The organism is Vibrio sinensis (assembly GCF_003605645.1).
Classification (GTDB): Bacteria; Pseudomonadota; Gammaproteobacteria; order Enterobacterales; family Vibrionaceae; genus Vibrio; species Vibrio sinensis.
Genome location: NZ_QVMU01000005.1, coordinates 83933 through 106668, shown reverse-complemented (window position 1 = coordinate 106668; position 22736 = coordinate 83933). Strand labels below are relative to the sequence as shown.

Here is a 22736-nt window from a genome sequence, read left to right as displayed (position 1 = left end):
AAACTAGGCTTTTGAAGTATCGAGTTGAACTATTTTTAATCTATTCTCTTCACTTTACGCATCAAAAATTGAGACGTCAATACTTCTAGACGTCCATATATCTTTGCTTATAGACTTAAATGCGGCTAAAATTGCGGACTCTTAATATCTACCCACAATAATTATCGAAGGTGCGCAATGGCAGACTGGAATGGCGATTACATTAGCCCATACGCGGAACATGGAAAGAAAAGCGAACAAGTAAAGAAAATTACGGTTTCGATTCCACTGAAAGTACTAAAAGTACTGACAGACGAGCGTACACGTCGTCAAATTAATAACCTACGCCATGCCACGAATAGTGAATTGCTTTGTGAAGCATTTCTGCATGCTTACACGGGTCAACCGTTACCAACGGATGAAGATTTACGTAAAGATCGCCCAGATGATATTCCGGCTGAAGTGAAAAAACTCATGATCGAGATGGGTATTGAATTTGAAGCATTTGATGATTAATGCGCTAATTCATAATCAAACATATTGAAAAAAACGAGCTCTATTATGAGCTCGTTTTTTTATGTCTGAACATTGCTTAGGCCTTAAGGTTTAAGCATCAAGCATCAAGCATCAAGCATCAAGCATATAGTTGTCTGGCATTGGAATACGGGCAACACCCGAATCCACCGCTGCTTGAGCGACCGCTTTTGCTACTCGTGGCAATAAACGTGGATCCATTGGTTTAGGAATAATGTAGTCAGCACCAAATGATAAGTGCTCGACACCTGCTGCTCGAAGTACCGCTTCTGGAACTTCTTCTTTAGCAAGATGACGAATGGCATCAACGGCTGCCAATTTCATCTGGTCGTTAATTTCACTGGCACGAACATCCAATGCACCACGGAAAATAAATGGGAAACATAGGACGTTATTGACTTGGTTTGGATAATCGGAGCGACCTGTACCCATGATTAAGTCATCACGGACTTGGTGAGCCAGTTCTGGTTTAATTTCCGGATCAGGGTTAGAACAAGCGAAAACAATCGGCTTATCCGCCATCAATTTTAATGCTTCTTGTGGCAACAAGTTTGGCCCTGAAACACCTAAGAATAGATCGGCACCTTCAATCACATCTTCTAATGTGCGTTTGTCGGTATTGTTGGCAAACAGCTGTTTGTATTCATTAAGGTCGTCACGTCGAGTATGGATGACTCCTTTGCGATCCAGCATGTAGATTTTTTCACGCATCGCACCGCATTTAATCAAAAGCTCCATACAAGCAACCGCGGCGGCTCCCGCACCGAGACAAACAATGGTTGCCTCATTGAGTTGCTTACCTTGCAGTTCAATCGCGTTAAGCATACCTGCGGCGGTAACAATAGCTGTACCATGTTGGTCGTCATGAAAAACCGGGACATCACAACGTTCAATCAGTTGCTTCTCAATTTCAAAGCAATCAGGGGCTTTGATATCTTCTAAGTTAATACCACCAAAGGTATCAGCAATCGCTGCAACGGTATCGACAAACTCTTCGATGGTTCGATGCTTAACTTGAATATCGATAGAGTCTAGACCAGCAAAACGCTTAAAGAGTAGCGACTTTCCTTCCATGACAGGTTTTGATGCCAATGGCCCAAGATTTCCTAAACCAAGAATTGCTGTACCGTTTGAGATCACTGCGACCATATTTCCTTTCGACGTGTATTTGTACACTGTGTCTGGGTTTTGGGCGATCTCACGAACAGGCTCAGCAACACCCGGGCTATAAGCGAGGGATAAGTCTTTTGCTGTTTCTGCTGGTTTTGTCAGTGCGATTGCGATCTTACCTGCCGTTGGGTAGGCATGGTAATCCAATGCTTGCTGGCGGAACTGTTCTTCTGGAGAAACCTCTTGGGTGTGGTCTTCTGACATAGTTGTGGGCACTCTTTAATTGTAATAATTTCGTTAATAAGAAGTGTATTCTAGAGGATGTAAGTCAAGCTGCCTAGGTAGGATTACGACTCAAGTAGTTATAATACTCAGATATTGCTCTGATAAGACCAGATAGATCACATATTTGAGTTTCCCTGTCTGACTTGACGATGTGAGCAGGCTGAAGATGTTATCTCGAAGTAACTAGAAGTTTGTAATGGTAAGCTTGTAACGAATGGCGATCTTGTAATTAGCGAGGGGAGTTACTGTCATTTTTTAAAGGGATGAATAGCAGGCAATAAAAAAGGACGCCTGAGCGTCCTTTTTAAATTTAATCAGTAAGAAGTAATTACTTCTTGCTTGATAGAGCACCGAAACGCTTGTTGAAGCGATCAACACGGCCGCCAGTATCAACGATACGTTGCTTACCAGTGTAGAATGGGTGACATTGGTCACACACGTCTAGGTGGATTGAATCTTTAGCTAGAGTAGAGTTGAACTCAAAAGAGTTGCCGCAAGAACAAGTAGCGCTTACTGCTTTGTATTCTGGGTGGATACCAGCTTTCATGGGAGAACCTCGGTTAGGCCGTGTCGCTATCCGAATCTAAGCCGGACACCACACGTAGTTAATAAAAAACTTGCATACCGCTTGTCGATAAACTCAACAAGCCATAGTGCTAAGGCGCAGTATAGTAATGAATCCATGCCTTATGATCAACTGATTTGCTAACTATTTAGCTACTTTTTTAATCACTCTGAACTCTGCGACTAGGCATGTGACCTAGCATATAACTCATCATACAACTAACCATGCAACTTATAGTGACTTGGGTATAATCAAGGCAATAGCCTAATTAACTTTTAAGAATGTATGCGCCCAACCATTGCTCGAGTCGCTTTGCCTGTTCCACTCGACAAGCAGTTTGATTATTTGATTCCCTCACACCTATTTCCAATTGTCGGTGGGCGAGTGTCTGTGCCGTTTGGTTTTGGTAAGCAAACACTGGTTGGAATCGTCACGGCAATGGTTAATCATTCTGAATTTAGCCAAGATCAGCTTAAATCGATCAAAGCGGTGCTCGATGATAGACCAGTGTGGCCAGATTCCTTGTATGACTTGCTGCAATGGACAAGCCAGTTCTATCAGTATCCGTTAGGGGAAACTTTAGCTAATGCGATGCCGAGTGCGCTGCGTAAAGGTAAAGTGGCCGATTTTACTTCTTCAATAGAATGGTCATTAACCCCGCAAGGGCGAGATAAACTGATGCAAGGTTTTGGCAGTGCGGTTAAGCAAGCCAAAGTGATGCATATGCTCGAGTCTGGTCCTGTAGCGCATCAAATGTTTCTTGATGAGGAAATCACCAATAGGTTCCTAAACTCACTGCAAGACAAAGGTTGGATTAGCTCTCAAGAGAAAAAGCCCAAGCTGCAACCTTGGCCTGTGAATATTGAAGCGGCAGTTGATAAACCAAAACTGAATCAAGAACAGGCGATTGCGATTGCGACAGTCAATAGCCATAAAGAATTTGGTTGTTTCCTACTTGAAGGCGTTACCGGTTCAGGGAAAACCGAAGTCTATTTAAATATGATTAAACCGATACTGGAACAAGGCCGACAGGCGTTGGTTCTGGTACCTGAAATTGGTTTAACGCCTCAAACAATTAGTCGATTCCGTAAGCGCTTTAATGTGCCAGTTGAAGTGATCCATTCAGGGTTGAATGATACTGAGCGACTAAATGCTTGGTTATCTGCACGAGACAAGGTCGCTGGTATCGTTATCGGTACTCGTTCTGCTTTGCTGACGCCATTTGCTGATTTAGGCATCATTATCGTGGATGAAGAACACGATGCTTCTTATAAGCAACAAGACAGCCTTCGTTATCACGCGCGTGATGTCGCGGTTATGCGTGCCAATAAAGAGCAGATCCCGATTGTATTAGGCTCGGCGACCCCAGCGCTAGAAACCCTTCATAATGCAATGACAGGCAAATACCATCATCTTATTTTGTCTTATCGAGCGGGTAATGCGGTTCCAACCACTAATAAGGTGTTTGATGTTAAAGGTCTCTATTTAGAAAGTGGCTTATCCGCCCCATTGATTGCAGAAATGCGCCGTCATTTATCGGCTGGCAATCAAGTGATGCTGTTTTTAAATCGACGTGGCTTCTCTCCGGCTCTGATGTGCCATGATTGTGGTTGGATTGCAGAATGTAAGCGCTGTGATGCTTATTACACTTACCATCAATATAGTAATGAAATTCGTTGTCACCACTGTGGATCTCAACAACCCATTATTCACCAATGCCAAGGTTGTGGTTCAACGAACTTAGTGACCGTTGGCGTCGGAACCGAGCAACTTGAAGTGCAACTTGAACAGCTCTTTCCTGATTACAAAACGATTCGAATTGATAGAGACAGTACCAGACGAAAAGGTAGTTTAGAATCTGCTTTAAGTGCGATTCGAAAGGGTGAATATCAGATACTGATTGGCACTCAAATGTTAGCGAAAGGGCATCACTTCCCAGATGTGACCTTAGTGGCATTATTAGATGTGGATGGCTCGCTATATAGCAGTGATTTTCGTGCATCAGAACGTTTGGCACAGCTATTTACCCAAGTGGCAGGCCGTGCTGGCCGCGCAAGTAAACCGGGGGAAGTGGTGTTGCAAACGCATCATCCCGAGCATCCACTACTGCAAGCGTTGCTGCATAAAAACTATCGTCATTTTGCAGAAGCGGCATTGTATGAACGTCAAACCGCGATGTTGCCGCCTTATACTTACTTAACCTTGTTTCGAGCAGAGGCTAATCAATCACAGTTAGTGGAGGATTTCTTACGTCAGGTCCGCCACACGTTAGAAGCCAATCCTTTATTTGATAGAGGCTGTTTAGTGTTAGGACCAACGCCAGCACCGCTAGCAAAGCGAGCGGGTAAATACCGTTGGCAGCTATTGTTGCAGACCCAAAGTCGACCACAAATGCAAAGATTATTAGCGAGTTCAAAAGCAGCGATCAATATGCTGCCAATAGCAAAGAAAGTTCGCTGGACTTTGGATATAGAGCCACAAGATCTAAGCTAGTAGGCATTTTGTAATGTCACATTCATTACTATTAACTTGTTTTTGTGACCACTATCACGCACTGCGGTTTAGTTTTGTTAATTCCCCCGTAACATTATGTCTCTGATTGAATAAACTAGAGAGGTTTTCTACATTTCTACGTTTTTCTCAATTAGGAAACGTTTGCGTGAGGCATAATCGGTTGCTAGAAGAGTGAGCATTAGCTCATCAGCAATTTATTTTATTAATCTGAACTCAGAATAAGAAAGGCTATCAATCAATAGGTTAGATCTTTTCAGTTCAGGTTTATTAGGTTTCGGTGACGAATGATCACCACGCAAGGACATAAGAGGGTTAATCATTTATGGCGACAATGAAGGATGTTGCCCAGCTGGCAGGAGTTTCAACGGCGACGGTATCAAGAGCGTTGATGAATCCTGAAAAAGTATCTTCAGCAACACGTAAGCGTGTGGAAGATGCCGTATTGGAAGCGGGCTATTCACCAAATTCTCTTGCGCGTAATTTACGTCGTAATGAATCAAAAACCATTATCGCAATTATTCCAGATATCTGTGATCCTTATTACACGGAGATTATCCGTGGCATTGAAGACGCAGCGATGGAACACGGTTATGTTGTTTTGCTAGGAGATAGCGGTCAACAGAAAAAACGTGAGCATTCATTTGCGAATTTGGTTTTTACTAAGCAAGCCGATGGTATGTTATTGCTTGGTTCCGATCTTCCATTTGATGTCAGTAAACCAGAACAAAAAAACTTGCCACCTATGGTGATGGCATGTGAATTTGCTCCTGAATTGGAGTTACCGACAGTTCATATCGACAACTTAACGTCGGCATTTGAAGCGGTGAATTACTTGACGCAAATGGGTCACAAAAGAGTGGCTCAGATTTCAGGGCCAGAACATGCCGTTTTGTGTCAGTTCCGTCAGCAAGGCTATCAGCAAGCACTGCGTCGTGCGGGTATTACTATGAACCCGACATACTGCACTTACGGTAACTTTACTTTTGAAGATGGTGCCAAAGCGGTACGTCAGTTATTGGCTTTACCAGAGCCACCGACCGCTATTTTCTGTCATAACGATGCTATGGCGATTGGTGCGATTCAAGAAGCTAAAAAATTAGGCTTACGTGTTCCTCAAGATTTATCCGTAGTTGGGTTTGATGATATTCATTTTGCTCAATACTGTGATCCACCATTAACGACCATCTCTCAACCTCGTTATGAGATTGGACGTCAAGCGATGTTGATGATGTTAGAGCTTCTAAGAGGCCATGATGTAAGAGCGGGTTCTCGTCTTTTAGAGACGGAATTAGTGATTCGTCAGAGTGCCGCACCACCAAGAGTGGTGTAGATCGCGCAGTTTCATGATCTTAACGTTAGTTCTATGTAAAAGTGGCGCATTTGATGCGCCGCTTCCACATCAGGATATGTCATATTTTCCGAATCTGCATTAACATAGCGATAGTTGAAAACCAACCAGACGGTAGACAGTGGCGAATAAAGATTACGTAAGACGCGGCAATAAAAAGCCGACAAAAAAGAAACAAGCCCCAAAACGCAAGCCTTGGCGTAGCAGTTTAGCTGCCGTCATTTGTGTCGGTGCATTAGGTTTCGGTTTATATACGTTGAGCAGTGATCCTGAGCCAGTAGCTGAACCGGTTGTTCAACCACCTGCTAAAGTGGTGAAACCTAAAAACACAGCGAAAGAGCTTCCTCGACCTCCTGAAGAAAAATGGGATTACGTCGAAAGTTTGCCTAATCGAGAAATCGAAGTGCAAGCTAAAGAGCAGGTTATTTCGGCTATTCCTTATGTAATGCAGTGTGGTGCTTATAAAACAGCCTCACAAGCAGAGGCACGTAAGCTTGATATCGCATTCCAAGGACTGAAAAGCCAGATCATTAAGAAAGATGGCAGTTCATGGTATCGAGTTGTTCTTGGCCCGTACAAATTAAAACGTAACGCTGAGAAAGATAAGCATAAGTTGCAACGAGCCAAAATTGAGCCTTGTGCAATTTGGAAAGAAAATCAATAAAAGAAGAGCGAGTTCAATGGGAACTCGCTCTTTTTTTATTGGCCTCACATTTTGCCTTTTTACCCAGCGAGTTGTTTGCCGTTGTTTGTCATCTAGCTTGTCATCAACCTTGATTTTTCTCCCGCATAGCCTCATATATTCATTAACTCCAAAATTAAATTACAAGAGGCCCTACACGTGACTACCATTGTATCTGTACGTCGTAATAACAAAGTTGTCATCGCGGGTGATGGACAAGTATCCCTCGGTAACACGGTCATGAAAGGTAATGCTCGTAAAGTTCGCCGCCTATATAACAATAAAGTCCTCGCTGGTTTCGCCGGTGGTACGGCAGATGCGTTTACGCTATTTGAGCGTTTTGAAAGCAAGCTGCAAATGCACCAAGGACACTTAACAAAAGCCGCGGTTGAATTAGCGAAAGATTGGCGCAGTGATCGTGCACTTCGTAAGTTAGAAGCGCTATTAGTGGTTGCTGATGAAACTGCCTCTTTAATCATTACCGGTAATGGTGATGTGGTTCAGCCTGAACATGATTTAATTGCGATTGGTTCAGGTGGTAACTATGCGCAGGCTGCTGCGATGGCCCTACTAGAAAATACCGATTTAAGTGCACGCGAAATCGCGGAAAAAGCACTGACTATTGCTGGTGATATTTGTGTGTTCACTAACCACCATCACACGATCGACGAACTGGACATCCCTGAGGGTAGCGATCCAGTAAGCAATAGTGCGGAATAAATAACAGATATCCTAGATTGACTTGAGATCGCAGTGCTTATTCCTATCCATATGGAGCTTAGGAGCATTGTTTACTTGATACGAATCTCAAGCGCTAGGGTGTTGTGAAACAAGAATTTAAGGAATTTGATTATGTCTGAAATGACGCCTCGTGAAATTGTTCATGAACTGAATCGCCATATCATTGGTCAAGATAACGCAAAACGCTCAGTAGCTATCGCTCTACGTAACCGCTGGCGCCGTATGCAATTAGAAGAAAGTCTACGTGTGGAAGTGACACCAAAGAACATTCTGATGATTGGTCCTACCGGTGTGGGTAAAACAGAAATCGCTCGTCGTTTAGCAAGACTGGCGAATGCACCTTTTATTAAAGTCGAAGCAACCAAGTTTACTGAAGTTGGTTATGTTGGTAAGGAAGTTGAGACCATTATCCGTGATCTAACCGACGCGGCGATCAAAATGACTCATCAACAAGAGATGGAAAAAGTAAAATTCCGCGCAGAAGAGCAGGCGGAAGAGCGCGTATTAGATGCATTGCTTCCACCGGCACGCGATGCATGGGGTCAAAATGAGCAATCTGAAGACACAAGCAATTCAAATACTCGTCAAATTTTCCGTAAGAAGTTACGTGAAGGCCAATTAGACGATAAAGAAATCGATATCGATGTTGCTGCGCCTCAAATGGGTGTAGAGATTATGGCTCCTCCTGGTATGGAAGAGATGACGAACCAACTGCAAAGCATGTTCTCTAATCTTGCTGGCGACACCAAGAAAAAGCGCAAGATGAAAATCAAAGATGCTTTGAAAGCGCTGACTGAAGAAGAAGCTGCGAAGATGGTCAACCAAGAAGAGCTGAAAGAGCAGGCGATCTTTAATGTTGAAAACAACGGTATCGTATTCATCGATGAGATTGATAAAATCTGTAAGCGCGGTGAAAGCTCTGGTCCTGATGTTTCACGCGAGGGTGTTCAGCGTGACCTATTGCCTTTAATTGAAGGTAGTACTGTATCGACTAAGCACGGCATGGTAAAAACAGACCATATCTTGTTTATTGCTTCTGGTGCATTCCAAGTGGCGAGACCTTCTGATTTGATCCCTGAATTGCAAGGCCGCTTGCCGATTCGTGTCGAACTAGAGGCACTTTCAAGCAACGACTTTAAACGTATTTTGACTGAGCCAAAAGCATCATTAACCGAGCAATACGTTGCATTGATGAAGACAGAAAATGTCGATATCGAATTTACCGAAGACGGTATTGTGCAAATTGCAGAAGCAGCATGGACGGTAAACGAAACGACTGAAAATATCGGTGCTCGCCGTTTACACACTGTGATGGAACGCTTGATGGATGAGATTTCATTCGAAGCAACGGACAAAGCCGGTTCTAGCATGGTGATTAACGCAGAATACGTGAAATCACGTCTAGGCGAATTGGTTGAAGATGAAGATCTAAGCCGCTTTATTCTATAGCGTCTCATGTTCTCGTTCTTTGATTAGTAAAATCTGAACAACAAAAAAGGCTGATGTGAAAACATCAGCCTTTTGTTTGTCTGTTATCTATTGAAATTAGATCATGAAGACAAAGATCACAGCAAGTGCTGAAATTAAGCCAGCAATTGCGTAACACGCGATCTTACCAACCACACCAGTGTGGAATTTAAGGTCATGCATGCCGTGGTGTACACGGTGCATTGCATGCCACATTGGTAGTGCTAGCGTACCAATGATAAACAGTGCGCCAATGATGCTGGTGGCAAAATCTGCCACGCGATCATAGCTTAGAGCTTCAGCATCAATGATACCAAGTGGTGCAAGGATACCTAATACCAAGATAGTGATTGGCGTGATCATAGCAAACCAAGTACCACCTGCACCAAATAGGCCCCACCATACTGGCTCATCAGAACGTTTTGGTGATCGATTTACTTTGTAGTTTGGATTCATTTCAATAGCTCCTTACACTACAACAAGAACGATCAGTGAGATAAGTGCAACAGCAGCCCACTGAGTTAGTACGATGATTTTCTTGTCAACCGGCTTACCTTTTAAGCGGATTGGCATTACTTGCGGCATCATGCTGAAAAATGTTTGAGCGTGTAATAGGCTACCTGCTAGTGCGACGATGTTAATCGCAACAACCACTGGGTTTGCCATAAACTCCAACCAGCCTTGCCAAGCTTCTGGGCCTTTCACAAGTGCGCCTAAACCAAAGGTTAGGAACAGAGTGAATAGGATCAAAGGCAGTACAGTTGCTTCACGTAGCATGTAAAAACGGTAGAACGGGTGATCTTTCCACCAAGTACGTGTCATTTCACGAACGTAAGGTTTACGATTGCTCATCCTTATGCCTCCTCTGCGATTTTCGCTGGTGTGCCATCAGGCTTTAGCATGGCAATAACGAAGTCCATTGATGACGTGATCTTGCCTTGGTTTACTGCAGCAGCAGGATCAACACTCTTTGGACATACTTCTGAACAGTAACCTACGAACGTACAGCCCCAAGCACCGTTGTCACCATTGATAAGCGCCATACGCTCAGCTTGACCGTTATCACGGCTATCAAGGTTGTAACGGTGTGCAAGAGTCAGTGCAGCAGGACCGATAAACTCAGGGTTTAGACCAAACTGAGGACATGCTGCGTAGCAAAGACCACAGTTAATACAGCCTGCAAATTGCTTGTATTTCGCCATTTGCTCTGGTGTTTGTAGGTTTGTTCCGTCTTCTGGCTTACGATCGTTACCAATGATGTAAGGCTTGATAGCTTCAAGGCGCTCAATGAATGGCGTCATATCTACAATCAAATCTTTCTCGATTGGGAAGTTCGCTAGAGGCTCAATTTTCACGCCATCTGGGTAGTCACGTAGGAAACTTTTACATGCCAGTTTAGGCACACCATTCACCATGATGCCACATGAACCACAGATAGCCATACGGCAAGACCAGCGGTAAGACAGCTCTTTATCTTGGTAATCTTTCACGTAACCAAGTGCATCTAATACCGACATGGTTTCATCGAATGGTACTTCAAACTTTTGGAAGTACGGTTCTGCGTCTTGCTCTGGGTCGTAACGCAGAATGTCTACTTTTTGAATACGATTTGCCGACATTATGCTTGCTCCTCTGCTACTTTTTTAGCTTCTTCCGCTGCTGCTTTCTCAGCCGCTTCGCCGTATAGACGAGCTTTTGGTTGAGATTTAGTAATGGTGACATTACTGTAATCAATGCTTGGTGCAGCATCAGCTTGATAGAAAGCAAGCGTGTGTTTTAGGAAGTTCACATCGTCACGCTCAGTGCAGTTATCATCAAGACGTTGATGCGCACCGCGTGATTCTTTACGTAGAATCGCAGAGTGAACCATTGCTTCTGCTACTTCCAGTCCGTAACCAAGTTCAATTGCATACAGAAGGTCGGTGTTAAACACTTTGCCTTTATCTGTAATGCTAATGCGCTTGTAACGCTGTTTAAGTTCAGCAATTTTATCGATGGTTGCTTGCATCAAATCTTCTTGGCGGTAGATACCACAACCCGCTTCCATGGAGTGACCCATTTCATTACGGATATCCGCTAAGTTTTCTTCGCCTTCTTGCTCCATTAGCGCAGCAATACGTTCTTCAACCGCTTTCACTTGAATAGCAATTGCTTCGTCATTCCAGCCTTTGAACTCTGCAGCACGTTCTACAGCGTGCTCACCAGCAACGCGACCAAATACAACGAATTCAGCTAGTGAGTTTGAGCCAAGACGGTTTGCGCCGTGTAGGCCAACAGAAGCACATTCACCAACGGCGAATAGACCTTTGATGCGAGTTTCACATTGTCCGTTTGTTTCAATACCACCCATGGTGTAGTGCACGGTAGGGCGGATTGGAATTGGCTCTTTTGCTGGGTCAACGTTAACGTACGCTTTTGCCAGTTCACAGATGAATGGTAGACGTTCTTGTAAGTACTCTTCACCAAGGTGGCGAAGGTCTAGGTGAACAACATCACCAAGTGGGTGCTTGATGGTGTTACCTTTTTGTTGTTCATGCCAAAACGCTTGAGAAACTTTGTCTCGTGGACCCAGTTCCATGTATTTGTTTTTCGGTTGACCAACAGGTGTTTCCGGGCCCATTCCGTAATCTTGTAGGTAACGGTAGCCGTTTTTATTGACGATAATACCGCCTTCACCACGACAACCTTCCGTCATCAAAATACCTGTGCCAGGTAGACCGGTTGGGTGGTATTGAACGAATTCCATGTCACGTAGTGGAATACCATGACGGTACGCCATTGCCATACCATCACCAGTAACGATACCGCCATTGGTGTTACAGTGGTAAACGCGACCTGCGCCGCCTGTTGCAAGTACAACAGATTTTGCTTTAATCGTAACCAATTCGCCTTCTGACATATGAATAGCGACTAGGCCTTGTACTTCCCCCTCTACAACAAGCAAATCCACCACAAAGTACTCATCAAAACGTTTGATGTTTTGGTACTTCATCGATGTTTGGAAAAGCGTGTGTAACATGTGGAAGCCAGTTTTGTCTGCCGCAAACCAGGTGCGTTCAACTTTCATACCACCAAAGCGGCGTACGTTGACTTCACCATTTTCTTTACGACTCCAAGGGCAACCCCATTGCTCCATTTGGATCATTTCACGCGTTGAGTTTGCTACGAAATACTCAACAACATCCTGTTCACATAGCCAGTCACCACCACCAACGGTATCGTTGAAGTGGTTGTCCAAGCTGTCTTCTTCCTTGATAACTGCTGCAGAACCCCCTTCAGCGGCCACAGTGTGAGAACGCATTGGGTAAACTTTAGAAATCAGAGCAACTTCTAAATCTGGGTTTGCTTCAGCTGCTGCAATAGCTGTACGAAGACCAGCGCCGCCAGCGCCGATGACTGCGATATCTGTGGTAATAATTTTCACAGTTATCCTCCAGTGTGTGATTGCGGAAAACCCGCTTGTTATAGTGGTTGGGGGAGAACCCCAAAGTTGTTTGAAGCTAGTGTAGAAGAGGAAAAGGAGGCAAAAATTGATGTAATTAGGTTTTTGCTTCGGAAGTGCAAGAGAAAGCATAAAAAATATAGGTTATGTGACTGTAATCACGGCGTGGAATGTCACTCTTATCACCCGCGCATTGCCTAGTGTTACGGGATTGTTGTAATTATTTTCCTTGGCTGATCTCAGAGAAAATAGGTTGTGTTTTTTTGTTTGTAGTACGTAAATTTCTGGCTTCAAAGCTCGAGCCGTTTTTATCAGAAAAATGAATGGTGCTGTCGGTGCTTACGTGATTAAAGCACTAGGAAAAGTCACGCAAAGTTGATACTTTCTTTAGGTTTATAGATTTCCTGAGATATCCGATATGCAGACAAATTGGCAACCGACCGCTTCCATAAAACAACTTCGTCAACGTGCCGCGATAATTGGCCAAATTCGTCAATTTTTTGCGAAGCGAGATGTCCTAGAAGTCGATACTCCCGCAATGAGTCATGCAACGGTGACGGATATCCATCTGCATACGTTTCAAACGGAATTTGTTGGCCCAGGTTACGCCGATGGCCGTAAATTGTATTTTATGACTAGCCCTGAATTTCATATGAAACGTTTGTTAGCTGCGGGTAGTGGCTGCATTTATCAGATGAACAAAGCATTTCGTAATGAAGAGAGTGGCCGTTTTCATAACCCTGAGTTCACCATGTTGGAATGGTACCGTGTCGGGTTTGATCATCATCAGTTGATGGATGAGATGGACAGCTTGTTGCAGTTAACATTAGGAACTGGTTCGGCAGAGCGTATGACTTACCAACAAGCGTTTCTTAATGTCTTAGGCGTGTGTCCTCTTGATGGCTCGATGGAAGAACTCAGAAAGGTTGCCGCGACGTTAGGCTTGAGTGATATCGCAGAGACGGAAGAAGACCGTGATACCTTATTGCAATTACTTTTCAGCATGGGTGTTGAAGAAAAAATAGGTCAACATGTACCGGCCTTTGTTTATGACTTCCCTGCATCGCAAGCGGCGCTAGCTAAAATCAACCCCAAAGATAGTCGTGTTGCCGACCGTTTCGAGGTTTACTTCAAGGGTATTGAATTGGCAAATGGTTTCCATGAGTTGGATAACGCACAAGAACAACTTGCTCGTTTTGAACATGATAATGCCACTCGAATTGAAATGGGTCTTAAGTCTCAGCCGATCGATTACCATCTGATCGCTGCATTGGAGTCAGGTCTACCAAACTGTGCAGGTGTTGCTCTTGGTGTCGATCGTTTAATCATGCTCGCGCTGGGTTATGATCATATTGATGAGGTAACGGCTTTTCCGTTCCCTAGAGCTTAAATCTAGAGCAGAGAACTTAGAAGCTAAAACTCTGAAATTGATAGTAATACTCCCAACTCGTTATTGGTTGCAGTCGCTTGTATTTTCAGTCGCTGATGAAATGATGGGTAGGGAGTAACAATAGCAAGTAGAAGATAGCAAATGGGAACTAGCAAATGGAGAATTGCTAATGCACTATGACGTTTTTAATGGGGATGCGGACGGCATTATCGCGTTACTTCAGTTGCGCCTGGCTGATCCTAGAAAGAGTTGTCTCGTAACAGGAGTGAAGCGAGATATCCAGTTAGTGTCTCACGTTGAACGAGAGCAAGATGTCACATCGGTGACGATTTTAGATCTGTCCATGGATAAAAATAAGGCAGCGTTGCTAAACCTTTTAGCGCGAGAGATCCCGGTTTTTTATTGTGACCATCACCAAGCCGGGGATATTCCGTGTTCTCCACACCTTGATAGTTTGATCAACTTAGATGCGGAAGTTTGCACTAGTTTACTGATCAACCAGAAGTTGAAAGGGCGGTTTGTGACATGGGCAATCGCTGCCGCTTTTGGCGATAACCTTCATGCTCATGCAAATCGATTAGCTCAATCTCAAGGGCTGAGTCGTGAAGATACCGATTTTTTATGTGAGTTAGGTACTCTGATTAACTATAACGGGTATGGTGCAACCTTGAATGACTTGCATATTTTTCCCACCGTGTTGTACCAAGAGTTACTCGACTATCAAGATCCATTCAACTTGCGAAATGACCCTCAATCTCCATTTTATTTGTTGAAACAAGGTTATAGGGATGATTACCACCACCTTGAACAATTAGTTCCTATCCACCAATCATCCTCTTGTAAAGTTTTTGAGTTGCCAGATAAAGCGTGGGCACGTCGAATTAGTGGGGTATTTGGGAACGAATTAGCCAACCAATCACCATCACTGGCTCATGCTGTGCTGACACTGAATCCTAACCAACAAGATTACACTGTGAGTGTGAGAGCCCCTCTTAGTGATCGTCTGGGCGCAGATGAAATTTGTCGTCAATTTCCCACAGGGGGTGGACGTAAAGCCGCGGCGGGAATTAATGCGTTACCCAAAGTGAGTAAGTCAGCGTTTATTCGTCAGTTGGAGGCTTATTATCTCAAGTAGCTGTTATTTTAAGTAGCTATTATCTCTAGTAGCTATTATCTCTAGTTGTTATTTCAAGTAAGTGTTATCTCGAATCGTATTTATTTTCGAGTATCGGTTATTTAAAGCAAGAGTAGGGCTTCATTGGTGGAGCCTCTTAACGTTGTTACTTTCTCGTTTTTGGTATGTCGGGACGTCGCTCTCTCGCTAAAGCGAAATAACTCTTATATACTCCCAATCTGAATTTTCGTTCCAGGGTGTATTAGCGCCCTTTTTATGCAAGAGCACAGGATATGCAAGAATACATCGCGTTTTTTCAAGAGAATATGATTCTTTGTGTGGTTTGGATCGGCTTAGTTGTCGCTATAATCATGAGTTTTGTTAAATCAGCTACAGCAGCATACAAAATCATTGGTGCATCTGAAGCGACTCAATTTATCAACCGTGAGAATGGTGTGATTGTTGATATTCGTACTAAAGACGAATTCAAAAAAGGCCATATTACCGATGCAACTCACATTTTGCCGTCGGATATCAAAGCGAGTAACTTTGGTAGCCTTGAAAATCGCAAGGCAGACCCAATCATTGTGGTATGTAAAACAGGTCAAACTGCACCAGATAACGCTAACCTACTAGCAAAAGCCGGCTTTGAAAAAGTGTACGTGCTGAAGAATGGTTTGATCTCGTGGAGTGAAGCTAACTTACCTCTAGTACGTGGTAAAAAGTAACGACAGGTTAAGCGCTGACGATAAAGTCGGCGTTTATTTAAGAGAGATGTGAGTCTCACCACGAAATCATGGTGATGATGAGTTTTCTTTTTATCTCTCAGTTAGTCTCAAACAGACTTTGATGTTAAAGAATAAAGGATTTGAAAATGGCTGAAGCAGCACCGCAACAAGAAGCACAAAACTTCGCAATTCAACGTATTTTTCTAAAAGACGTTTCTTTTGAAGCGCCTAGCTCACCAGCTATGTTCCAAAAAGAGTGGAACCCAGAAGTTAAGCTGGATTTAGATACGCAAAGCCGCGAACTTGGTGAGGGTGTTTACGAAGTGATTCTTCGCCTTACTGTAACGGTTCAAAATGCTGAAGAAACAGCGTTCCTATGTGAAGTTCAGCAAGGTGGTATCTTTACTGCAGATAAGATGGAAGCGGGTCAACTAGCTCATTGCCTAGGTGCATTCTGCCCGAACATCCTTTTCCCTTATGCGCGTGAAACAATTTCAAGCCTAGTAGTTAAAGGTACTTTCCCTCAGTTGAACCTTGCACCAGTTAACTTTGATGCATTGTTCATGAACTACCTGCAGCAGCAAGCTCAGGAAGGTCAAACTGAAGCGTAATTGACAAGTTTTGGATCTTTCCTGAACATGTTATAAAAATGCACAAGGCATCATTAATGGATGTGTTGTGCATTTTTTGTTTTTACTGAACTCAGTTTATACCTAAGGTGTTTCCGTATTACGCTGCCTTTTAAGGCTCCTTAGGTATAAAATAATAAAATAGCGAATTGGTGAAACACCAATCGAACATTCATTAGGTGGAAGAATGACTAATTCAGACCTCAATAATGCCTACGGCAAAGAGATCGCAATGGTAGTACTTGGTGCGGGCTCTTATGGTACTTCGCTGGCAATTTCTCTTGCGCGAAATGGTGCGAATATTGTTATTTGGGGCCATGATCCTAAGCATATGGAGCGCCTAGAATCTGAGCGAGCCAACCATGAGTTTTTACCAGGTATTGATTTTCCTGAGAGCTTAATTGTTGAAACGGATCTAGGCAAAGCCGTTCAGTCTAGCCGTGATTTGCTGGTGGTCGTGCCAAGCCATGTATTTGGTACGGTACTAAACAGCGTTAAACCGTTTTTACGTCAAGACTCTCGTGTTTGCTGGGCAACCAAAGGCTTGGAGCCAGAAACAGGTCGTTTATTAAAAGATGTCGCTCATGACGTTCTGGGTGAGGGGTACTCACTAGCCGTTCTGTCTGGCCCTACGTTTGCAAAAGAGTTGGCGATGGGGATGCCTACCGCGATTTCAGTTGCTTCTCCAGATGCTCAATTCGTTTCTGACTTGCAAGAAAAAATCCACTGTAGCAAAACATTCCGCGTATATGCTAATAGCGACTTCATCGGTATGCAGCTTGGCGGTGCGGTGAAAAACGTGATCGCTATTGGTGCTGGTATGTCAGATGGTATCGGGTTTGGCGCCAATGCTCGTACTGCGCTTATTACCCGTGGCCTTGCTGAAATGACACGCTTAGGCGTAGCACTTGGTGCTCAAAAAGAAACGTTTATGGGTATGGCTGGACTTGGCGATCTTGTTTTAACTTGTACCGATAACCAATCCCGTAACCGACGTTTTGGTCTAGCATTGGGTCAAGGTAAAGACGTCGATACCGCGCAACAAGAAATTGGTCAAGTCGTTGAGGGATATCGCAATACCAAAGAAGTTTGGTTATTGGCTGAGCGTATGGGTGTGGAAATGCCTATCGTCGAGCAGATTTATGAAGTACTTTATCAAAATAAAGATGCGCGCTTAGCAGCAAAAGACTTGCTCGCTCGCGATAAAAAATCAGAAGCATAAATAGTATAAGTATCAGCAAACACGGCGACAGGAGCAGGTAAGCTTCCAATAGGTTTAAGATGAAACATTGTGAAAAACAGAAGGTATGGCAAGCGATTGTTCGTGAAGCTCGAGAGCAATCAGAACAAGAGCCAATGCTAGCAAGCTTTTATCATGCAACCATTATTAAGCATGATAGCTTGTGTGCAGCATTGAGTTACATTCTTGCTAATAAGCTGAACACTGCTTCAATGCCAGCAATGGCAGTGCGAGAAGTGGTAGAAGAGGCGCTAGAGTCTGACCCATCGATTATACAAGCGGCTGCGTGTGATATCTGCGCGACTGTTAATCGTGACCCTGCTGTATCAATGTATTCAATTCCATTGCTTTATCTTAAAGGCTACCACGCACTACAAGGTTACCGAGTAGCTAACTGGCTATGGAAACAAGGCCGTGTTGCGCTGGCAACATACCTTCAAAATCAGATTTCAGTCGCTTGTCAGGTTGATATCCATCCAGCTGCGCGAATTGGCCAAGGTATCATGCTCGATCACGCGACTGGCATTGTTATTGGTGAGACTGCTGTCGTTGAGAATGATGTTTCAATTTTACAAGACGTAACTCTAGGTGGTACAGGGAAAGAGTGTGGCGATCGCCATCCTAAGATCCGTGAGGGCGTTATGATTGGAGCTGGTGCGAAAGTTCTGGGTAATATTGAAGTTGGAGAGGGGGCGAAAATCGCATCTTGTTCAGTCGTATTACAGCCAGTTCCTGCTCATACAACCGTAGCCGGTGTACCTGCTAAGATTGTTGGTCGACCAACGACAGACAAGCCATCGTTAGATATGGACCAACAGTTTAATGGTAAATCGCAGGGCTTTACTGGCGGTGATGGGATTTAGTTAAACTGAACTTAGAGTAACTGAAGTCTCTTGTGAGTAAGTGGACTTATTACTGCCAATAAAAAGCAAAAAGGTTGATGTTTTCACATCAACCTTTTTCGTTTGTATCAACGTTTTTTCGTTTGTATCAACGTTTTTTCGTTTGTATCAACGTTATAGCTGCATGATTAAGCGATTACATCAAGCTCTGTTAATACTTCTTCAGCCCAATCGATCCAAGCTTGGCGAATTAGCAAGTTGCGACGTAGCGTTAAACGCTCTAGGCGTTGTTGCTTATCTAAATTAGCTGATGCTGCATAATATGCATTTTCGATATCTTTGTAGTGCGCAACCACTTTACGTGATTCTTCAACCAATTCAGTTAATTGATTTTTGAATGGTTCAGCAGATTGAACAGAACAAGCCATCAATTTTGCTGAAAACTCATCTCGTACTGTTGGATGAACAGTTGGTTGATCAAACCATTCACCAAGAGCCGCTCGACCAGAATCAGTAATGGAGTAAACTTTTCGGTCTGGTTTTCCGTCTTGTGGTTGCAATACGCAAGTAACAAGATCGTTTTGCGCCATCTTATTCAGTTCACGATAAACTTGTTGATGGCTTGCCTTCCAGAAATATCCGATTGTTGCGGAAAATTCTTTGGTGATGTCGTATCCAGTAGCATCGCGTGTACTAAGAACGGTTAGGATTACGTGTGGTAATGACATGTCTTCAATCCAAATGGTCAATAAAATACAAATAACTGCGTAGCATCTGATGGTACTTCTTGAGGTACCTGATTCGATATGATGCAAGCAGCGCCAACGCTATGTTGGCCATGTCACCTTTAAAAAGCCGTATTACACCTAGTTCGGTAGATAAACCACCGAAAAGAGCAACGTTATGATTTTATAATTTGTCGCAATAGAGCGACATTATATCTAAATAATAAGCACAAAGTGGAATAGATGGACAAATAACAAGGAAAAAACTGACAAAAAACTCAATAAATAAAATATATAGTTTTAAATGTTGATTTAATGGTTGTGAATGTCCCATTCTTGAATGATTGTATCGAAAGTGCGACGATTTGTTAGTAGGGTTAGTGATTTCCAAGAGCGGATTATGACAAAATAATAGCAACTTGCACTATAGTCAGCCTGCGATAAAACAAGAGGCGACAATTAATGCCGCCTCTGTTGCTAACAGTAAACTGTTAGGCTTATGGCACGAGCTTAACAGCCTATTCTAGCTAGTATTAACCGGTATTACGCATTCCTGCTGCGATACCGGCAATAGTGACCATTAGTGCTTCTTCCAGTTCAGCCGATGGCTCTTCAGTTTGTCTAGTTCGGTAAAGTAACTCAGCCTGAAGCATGTTCAATGGCTCAACATAGATATTACGTAAGCGAATCGACTCAAAGCCCCAAGGGTCGCTTTGCATTAAGTTTTCGTTGTTCTCAACATTTAAGACTGTTTTGATATCTTTTTGCAGTTGTGAACGGAGACGATCGCCAAGCGGTAATAGAGCGGCATCAACAAGGCGTTCATCGTAGTAACGAGAAATACCGATGTTACATTTGGAATACACCATCTCTAACATACCGAGACGCGTAGAGAAAAATGGCCACTCACGACACATCTCTTCTAGTAGCTCTTGGTGACCTTGGTCAATTGAGTACTGAATCGCTTCACCAGCACCTAACCATGCAGGTAGAACTAGGCGGTTCTGGCTCCATGAGAAGATCCAAGGAATCGCACGTAGACTTTCCACTCCACCGTTCGGATTACGCTTCGATGGGCGTGAGCCTAATGGCAGTTTACCTAGCTCGAGTTCTGGGGTAGCTTGGCGGAAGTAAGGTACAAAATCTGGCTCGCCGCGTACAACGCCACGATAGGCTTCGCAGCTGACCGCAGATAACACGTCCATTTGATCACGCCATGCTTGCTTCGGTTTTGGCGGCGGAAGTAGGTTCGCTTCCAAGATAGCACTGGCATACATATTAAAGCTGTTCACAGCTACATCCGGTAAGCCAAGCTTAAATCGAATCATCTCACCTTGTTCAGTAACGCGCAGGCCACCTTTTAGACTTTTTGGTGGCTGAGAAAGTAGCGCAGCATGTGCTGGCGCACCACCACGACCGATAGAACCACCACGGCCATGGAAGAGGGTTAACTCTATGCCTTCTTCATCACACACATCGACTAAAGCATCCATCGCTCGATATTGAGCCCAACCCGCAGACATGACACCAGCATCTTTTGCTGAGTCAGAATAGCCAATCATGACCATTTGGTGGTTTTGGATAAAGCCGCGGTATAAATCGATACCCATTAATTGGCGAATTACCGCTTCTGCGTTGTTTAAGTCATCTAACGTTTCAAACAGAGGACAAACGTTCATGCGGTAGTTACAGCCCGCTTCTTGTAAAAGAAGATGGACGGCGAGAACATCTGATGCGGTGCGAGCCATTGAAATGACGTAGGCGCCAAATGCATCACGAGGCTGAGCTGCAACAATTCGGCAGGTATCGATAACTTCTTGAACTTGCGCTGATGGCTGCCAATCTCGAGGCAGAAGCGGACGTTTGGATGCCAATTCGTTGGTTAAGAATGCGATCTTATCTTGTTCGCTCCACTGCTCATAGTCACCAATACCGAGGTAGCGGGTCAATTCAGAAAGTACATCGGCATGACGAGTGCTCTCTTGACGAATATCCAAGCGAACAAGGTGAACACCAAATGCTTTCACGCGACGTAAAGTATCCAATAACGAGCCATCGGCAATCACGCCCATGCCACATTCATGCAGTGAACGGTAGCAAGCAAGTAACGGTTCCCAAAGCTGATCGATGTTTTGCAGAGGCGCTTTTACGGCAAGTTTCTGACCATGAATCTTCGCATCCAGGATTTCTTTGGTTTCCTGAAGAAGGGTGCGTAGCCCTTTTAAAACAGCACGATAAGGTTCATGCTCCTGCTCACCTGCAAGTGCTCGTACATCATCATTACACTTGGTCATCGACAGTTCGCTAACCAATTCATTGATATCATTGAGGTATAGGTCTGCTGCTTTCCAACGTGATAACAGGAGAACTTCACGTGTAATGGTGTGAGTCACAAATGGGTTACCGTCTCGATCGCCACCCATCCATGAAGAGAAATGCACCGGGCGAGCATCAATTGGAAGCCCTTCGCCAAGATGTTGTTCTAAGTGATCATCAAGTTCACGTAAAAACTCAGGAACCGCTTGCCACAGTGAGTTTTCAACCACAGCAAAGCCCCATTTGGCTTCATCTAGTGGTGTTGGACGCTGTTGGCGGATGACGTCAGAGTGCCAACTTTGAACAATCAATTGCTCTAAGCGACGTTCTGTCTTTTGACGCTCTTTTGGTGATAAATCACTGAGTTCAAGATTAGAAAGACATTCATTAATTTTGACCAATTTATTGATCATGGTGCGGCGAGTAATTTCGGTAGGGTGTGCAGTAAGAACAAGTTCGATGTTTAAGTCTCGTACTGCTTGAGCCGTATCAAGTTTACTTACATCATTTTGTTTCAGTTTCGCGAATAAGGTATTGATAGCGTCTGGTTCGCAGACGTGGGCATCACAATGACGAGAAATAGTGTGGTATTGCTCAGCAATATTAGTGAGATTTAAGAATTGATTAAAAGCGCGGGCTACAGGAGTAAGTTGTTCATTTGGCAGGTTTTTGATTTCTTCAACTAAACTATCCCTGTCTTCTTGATTTCCTGCTCTGGCCGATTTAGAAAGCTTACGAATCGTTTCTACTTTCTCTAAAATAACATCCCCATGTGCATCCCTGATGGTGTTACCGAGTAAGTGGCCTAACATGCTTACGTTACTTCTGAGCGCAGAGTATTTCTCGTTCATTGTATTCCTGCCTTGTAAAAAAATTACATCCAATGTTTTTAGCTTGAATAACAATTTAGCTAAAAATATCGTTGCTAGTCAACGGCCGAAGCTTAAGTTTGCAATTATTGTGCAAACGAATGCAACTGACGTCCTGTCATAAGAATTACTGTATTTGGTGAAATTAAACTACAAATAAGGCGTGGCGTCGATAGTTATAGTTGTCTCTCACTGTACCTGTTTCTGCTCGCACTC

Annotated in this window: 20 protein-coding genes; 12 read left to right on the top strand and 8 right to left on the bottom strand. The window is 43.7% G+C overall.

Going from position 1 to position 22736, the window contains the following annotated elements:
* The first annotated feature begins 177 nt into the window (after nt 1-177).
* Nucleotides 178-495: a met regulon transcriptional regulator MetJ gene (gene metJ / locus DZ860_RS08040; RefSeq protein WP_120030415.1), complete on the top strand. Its 318-nt coding sequence runs from the start codon at nt 178-180 to the stop codon at nt 493-495.
* A 111-nt stretch (nt 496-606) separates the two neighbouring features.
* Here the strand turns inward: metJ and DZ860_RS08035 are convergent, their stop codons facing one another.
* Nucleotides 607-1887, bottom strand: coding sequence for a malic enzyme-like NAD(P)-binding protein (locus tag DZ860_RS08035; protein ID WP_120030414.1), 1281 nt, complete (start codon nt 1885-1887; stop codon nt 607-609).
* Nucleotides 1888-2236: 349 nt separating this feature from the next.
* A complete protein-coding gene (gene rpmE, locus DZ860_RS08030; RefSeq protein ID WP_120030413.1) occupies nt 2237-2455 on the bottom strand; it encodes a 50S ribosomal protein L31 in 219 nt (72 codons plus the stop codon).
* A gap of 303 nt (nt 2456-2758) precedes the next feature.
* Here rpmE and priA point away from each other — a divergent pair, with 303 nt between their 5' ends.
* The 5 genes from priA to hslU all read left to right on the top strand — a co-directional run bounded on the left by priA (nt 2759) and on the right by hslU (nt 9207).
* Nucleotides 2759-4966: a primosomal protein N' gene (priA, locus tag DZ860_RS08025; RefSeq protein WP_120030412.1), complete on the top strand. Its 2208-nt coding sequence runs from the start codon at nt 2759-2761 to the stop codon at nt 4964-4966.
* A 343-nt stretch (nt 4967-5309) separates the two neighbouring features.
* Nucleotides 5310-6317, top strand: coding sequence for a DNA-binding transcriptional regulator CytR (gene cytR / locus DZ860_RS08020; protein WP_120030411.1), 1008 nt, complete (start codon nt 5310-5312; stop codon nt 6315-6317).
* Between the two features lie 139 nt (nt 6318-6456).
* Nucleotides 6457-6999 carry an SPOR domain-containing protein gene (locus tag DZ860_RS08015; protein WP_120030410.1) on the top strand — a complete coding sequence of 181 codons (543 nt, stop codon included), beginning with the start codon at nt 6457-6459 and terminating at the stop codon, nt 6997-6999.
* 177 nt (nt 7000-7176) lie between these two features.
* Nucleotides 7177-7737 carry an ATP-dependent protease subunit HslV gene (hslV, locus tag DZ860_RS08010; RefSeq protein WP_120030409.1) on the top strand — a complete coding sequence of 187 codons (561 nt, stop codon included), beginning with the start codon at nt 7177-7179 and terminating at the stop codon, nt 7735-7737.
* 132 nt (nt 7738-7869) lie between these two features.
* Complete coding sequence (hslU, locus tag DZ860_RS08005; protein ID WP_120030408.1) at nt 7870-9207, top strand: ATP-dependent protease ATPase subunit HslU; 1338 nt, start codon at nt 7870-7872, stop codon at nt 9205-9207.
* Between the two features lie 96 nt (nt 9208-9303).
* On the opposite strand, the gene frdD is transcribed toward hslU, so the two are convergent.
* Genes frdD through frdA form a run of 4 tightly spaced genes read right to left on the bottom strand, consistent with a single transcriptional unit; the run spans nt 9304 to nt 12649 of the window.
* Nucleotides 9304-9681, bottom strand: a complete 378-nt coding sequence (frdD, locus tag DZ860_RS08000; RefSeq protein WP_120030407.1) for a fumarate reductase subunit FrdD — start codon at nt 9679-9681, stop codon at nt 9304-9306.
* Between the two features lie 12 nt (nt 9682-9693).
* Complete coding sequence (gene frdC / locus DZ860_RS07995) at nt 9694-10077, bottom strand: fumarate reductase subunit FrdC (RefSeq protein WP_120030406.1); 384 nt, start codon at nt 10075-10077, stop codon at nt 9694-9696.
* A 2-nt stretch (nt 10078-10079) separates the two neighbouring features.
* On the bottom strand, nt 10080-10844 hold the full coding sequence (locus DZ860_RS07990; protein WP_120030405.1) for a succinate dehydrogenase/fumarate reductase iron-sulfur subunit: 765 nt from the start codon (nt 10842-10844) through the stop codon (nt 10080-10082).
* A complete protein-coding gene (gene frdA / locus DZ860_RS07985; RefSeq protein ID WP_120030404.1) occupies nt 10844-12649 on the bottom strand; it encodes a fumarate reductase (quinol) flavoprotein subunit in 1806 nt (601 codons plus the stop codon). Before frdA ends, DZ860_RS07990 begins: the two co-directional genes overlap by 1 nt.
* A gap of 436 nt (nt 12650-13085) precedes the next feature.
* Here frdA and epmA point away from each other — a divergent pair, with 436 nt between their 5' ends.
* From epmA to cysE, 6 genes are all read left to right on the top strand, one after another.
* A complete protein-coding gene (gene epmA, locus DZ860_RS07980; RefSeq protein WP_120030403.1) occupies nt 13086-14057 on the top strand; it encodes an elongation factor P--(R)-beta-lysine ligase in 972 nt (323 codons plus the stop codon).
* A gap of 169 nt (nt 14058-14226) precedes the next feature.
* Complete coding sequence (locus DZ860_RS07975; RefSeq protein ID WP_120030402.1) at nt 14227-15192, top strand: DHH family phosphoesterase; 966 nt, start codon at nt 14227-14229, stop codon at nt 15190-15192.
* Nucleotides 15193-15464: 272 nt separating this feature from the next.
* The gene (locus DZ860_RS07970; protein WP_120030401.1) at nt 15465-15899 is read left to right on the top strand and encodes a rhodanese-like domain-containing protein; all 435 of its coding nucleotides are present in this window, start codon (nt 15465-15467) and stop codon (nt 15897-15899) included.
* 146 nt (nt 15900-16045) lie between these two features.
* Nucleotides 16046-16510 (top strand): protein-export chaperone SecB, encoded by a 465-nt coding sequence (secB, locus tag DZ860_RS07965; RefSeq protein WP_120030400.1) that lies wholly within the window; start codon nt 16046-16048, stop codon nt 16508-16510.
* A gap of 205 nt (nt 16511-16715) precedes the next feature.
* Nucleotides 16716-17750 (top strand): NAD(P)H-dependent glycerol-3-phosphate dehydrogenase, encoded by a 1035-nt coding sequence (gene gpsA, locus DZ860_RS07960; RefSeq protein ID WP_120030399.1) that lies wholly within the window; start codon nt 16716-16718, stop codon nt 17748-17750.
* A 59-nt stretch (nt 17751-17809) separates the two neighbouring features.
* The gene (gene cysE, locus DZ860_RS07955; protein WP_120030398.1) at nt 17810-18631 is read left to right on the top strand and encodes a serine O-acetyltransferase; all 822 of its coding nucleotides are present in this window, start codon (nt 17810-17812) and stop codon (nt 18629-18631) included.
* Nucleotides 18632-18798: 167 nt separating this feature from the next.
* On the opposite strand, the gene DZ860_RS07950 is transcribed toward cysE, so the two are convergent.
* Together DZ860_RS07950 and ppc are read right to left on the bottom strand one after the other, a co-directional pair.
* Nucleotides 18799-19338 carry a PadR family transcriptional regulator gene (locus DZ860_RS07950; RefSeq protein ID WP_120030397.1) on the bottom strand — a complete coding sequence of 180 codons (540 nt, stop codon included), beginning with the start codon at nt 19336-19338 and terminating at the stop codon, nt 18799-18801.
* Nucleotides 19339-19868: 530 nt separating this feature from the next.
* Entirely contained in the window at nt 19869-22502 is a 2634-nt protein-coding gene (gene ppc, locus DZ860_RS07945) for a phosphoenolpyruvate carboxylase (protein WP_120030396.1), read from the bottom strand.
* Nucleotides 22503-22736: the final 234 nt, after the last annotated feature.

Coding starts and splice junctions, on each gene's coding strand:
- secB (WP_120030400.1), top strand. CDS start 16,046: ATGGCTGAAGCAGCACCGCAACAAGAAGCACAAAACTTCGCAATTCAA.
- epmA (WP_120030403.1), top strand. CDS start 13,086: ATGCAGACAAATTGGCAACCGACCGCTTCCATAAAACAACTTCGTCAA.
- DZ860_RS08035 (WP_120030414.1), bottom strand. CDS start 1,887: ATGTCAGAAGACCACACCCAAGAGGTTTCTCCAGAAGAACAGTTCCGC.
- DZ860_RS07970 (WP_120030401.1), top strand. CDS start 15,465: ATGCAAGAATACATCGCGTTTTTTCAAGAGAATATGATTCTTTGTGTG.
- DZ860_RS07990 (WP_120030405.1), bottom strand. CDS start 10,844: ATGTCGGCAAATCGTATTCAAAAAGTAGACATTCTGCGTTACGACCCA.
- DZ860_RS07950 (WP_120030397.1), bottom strand. CDS start 19,338: ATGTCATTACCACACGTAATCCTAACCGTTCTTAGTACACGCGATGCT.
- priA (WP_120030412.1), top strand. CDS start 2,759: ATGCGCCCAACCATTGCTCGAGTCGCTTTGCCTGTTCCACTCGACAAG.
- ppc (WP_120030396.1), bottom strand. CDS start 22,502: ATGAACGAGAAATACTCTGCGCTCAGAAGTAACGTAAGCATGTTAGGC.
- gpsA (WP_120030399.1), top strand. CDS start 16,716: ATGACTAATTCAGACCTCAATAATGCCTACGGCAAAGAGATCGCAATG.
- rpmE (WP_120030413.1), bottom strand. CDS start 2,455: ATGAAAGCTGGTATCCACCCAGAATACAAAGCAGTAAGCGCTACTTGT.
- hslU (WP_120030408.1), top strand. CDS start 7,870: ATGTCTGAAATGACGCCTCGTGAAATTGTTCATGAACTGAATCGCCAT.
- metJ (WP_120030415.1), top strand. CDS start 178: ATGGCAGACTGGAATGGCGATTACATTAGCCCATACGCGGAACATGGA.
- frdD (WP_120030407.1), bottom strand. CDS start 9,681: ATGAATCCAAACTACAAAGTAAATCGATCACCAAAACGTTCTGATGAG.
- cysE (WP_120030398.1), top strand. CDS start 17,810: ATGAAACATTGTGAAAAACAGAAGGTATGGCAAGCGATTGTTCGTGAA.
- DZ860_RS07975 (WP_120030402.1), top strand. CDS start 14,227: ATGCACTATGACGTTTTTAATGGGGATGCGGACGGCATTATCGCGTTA.
- cytR (WP_120030411.1), top strand. CDS start 5,310: ATGGCGACAATGAAGGATGTTGCCCAGCTGGCAGGAGTTTCAACGGCG.
- frdC (WP_120030406.1), bottom strand. CDS start 10,077: ATGAGCAATCGTAAACCTTACGTTCGTGAAATGACACGTACTTGGTGG.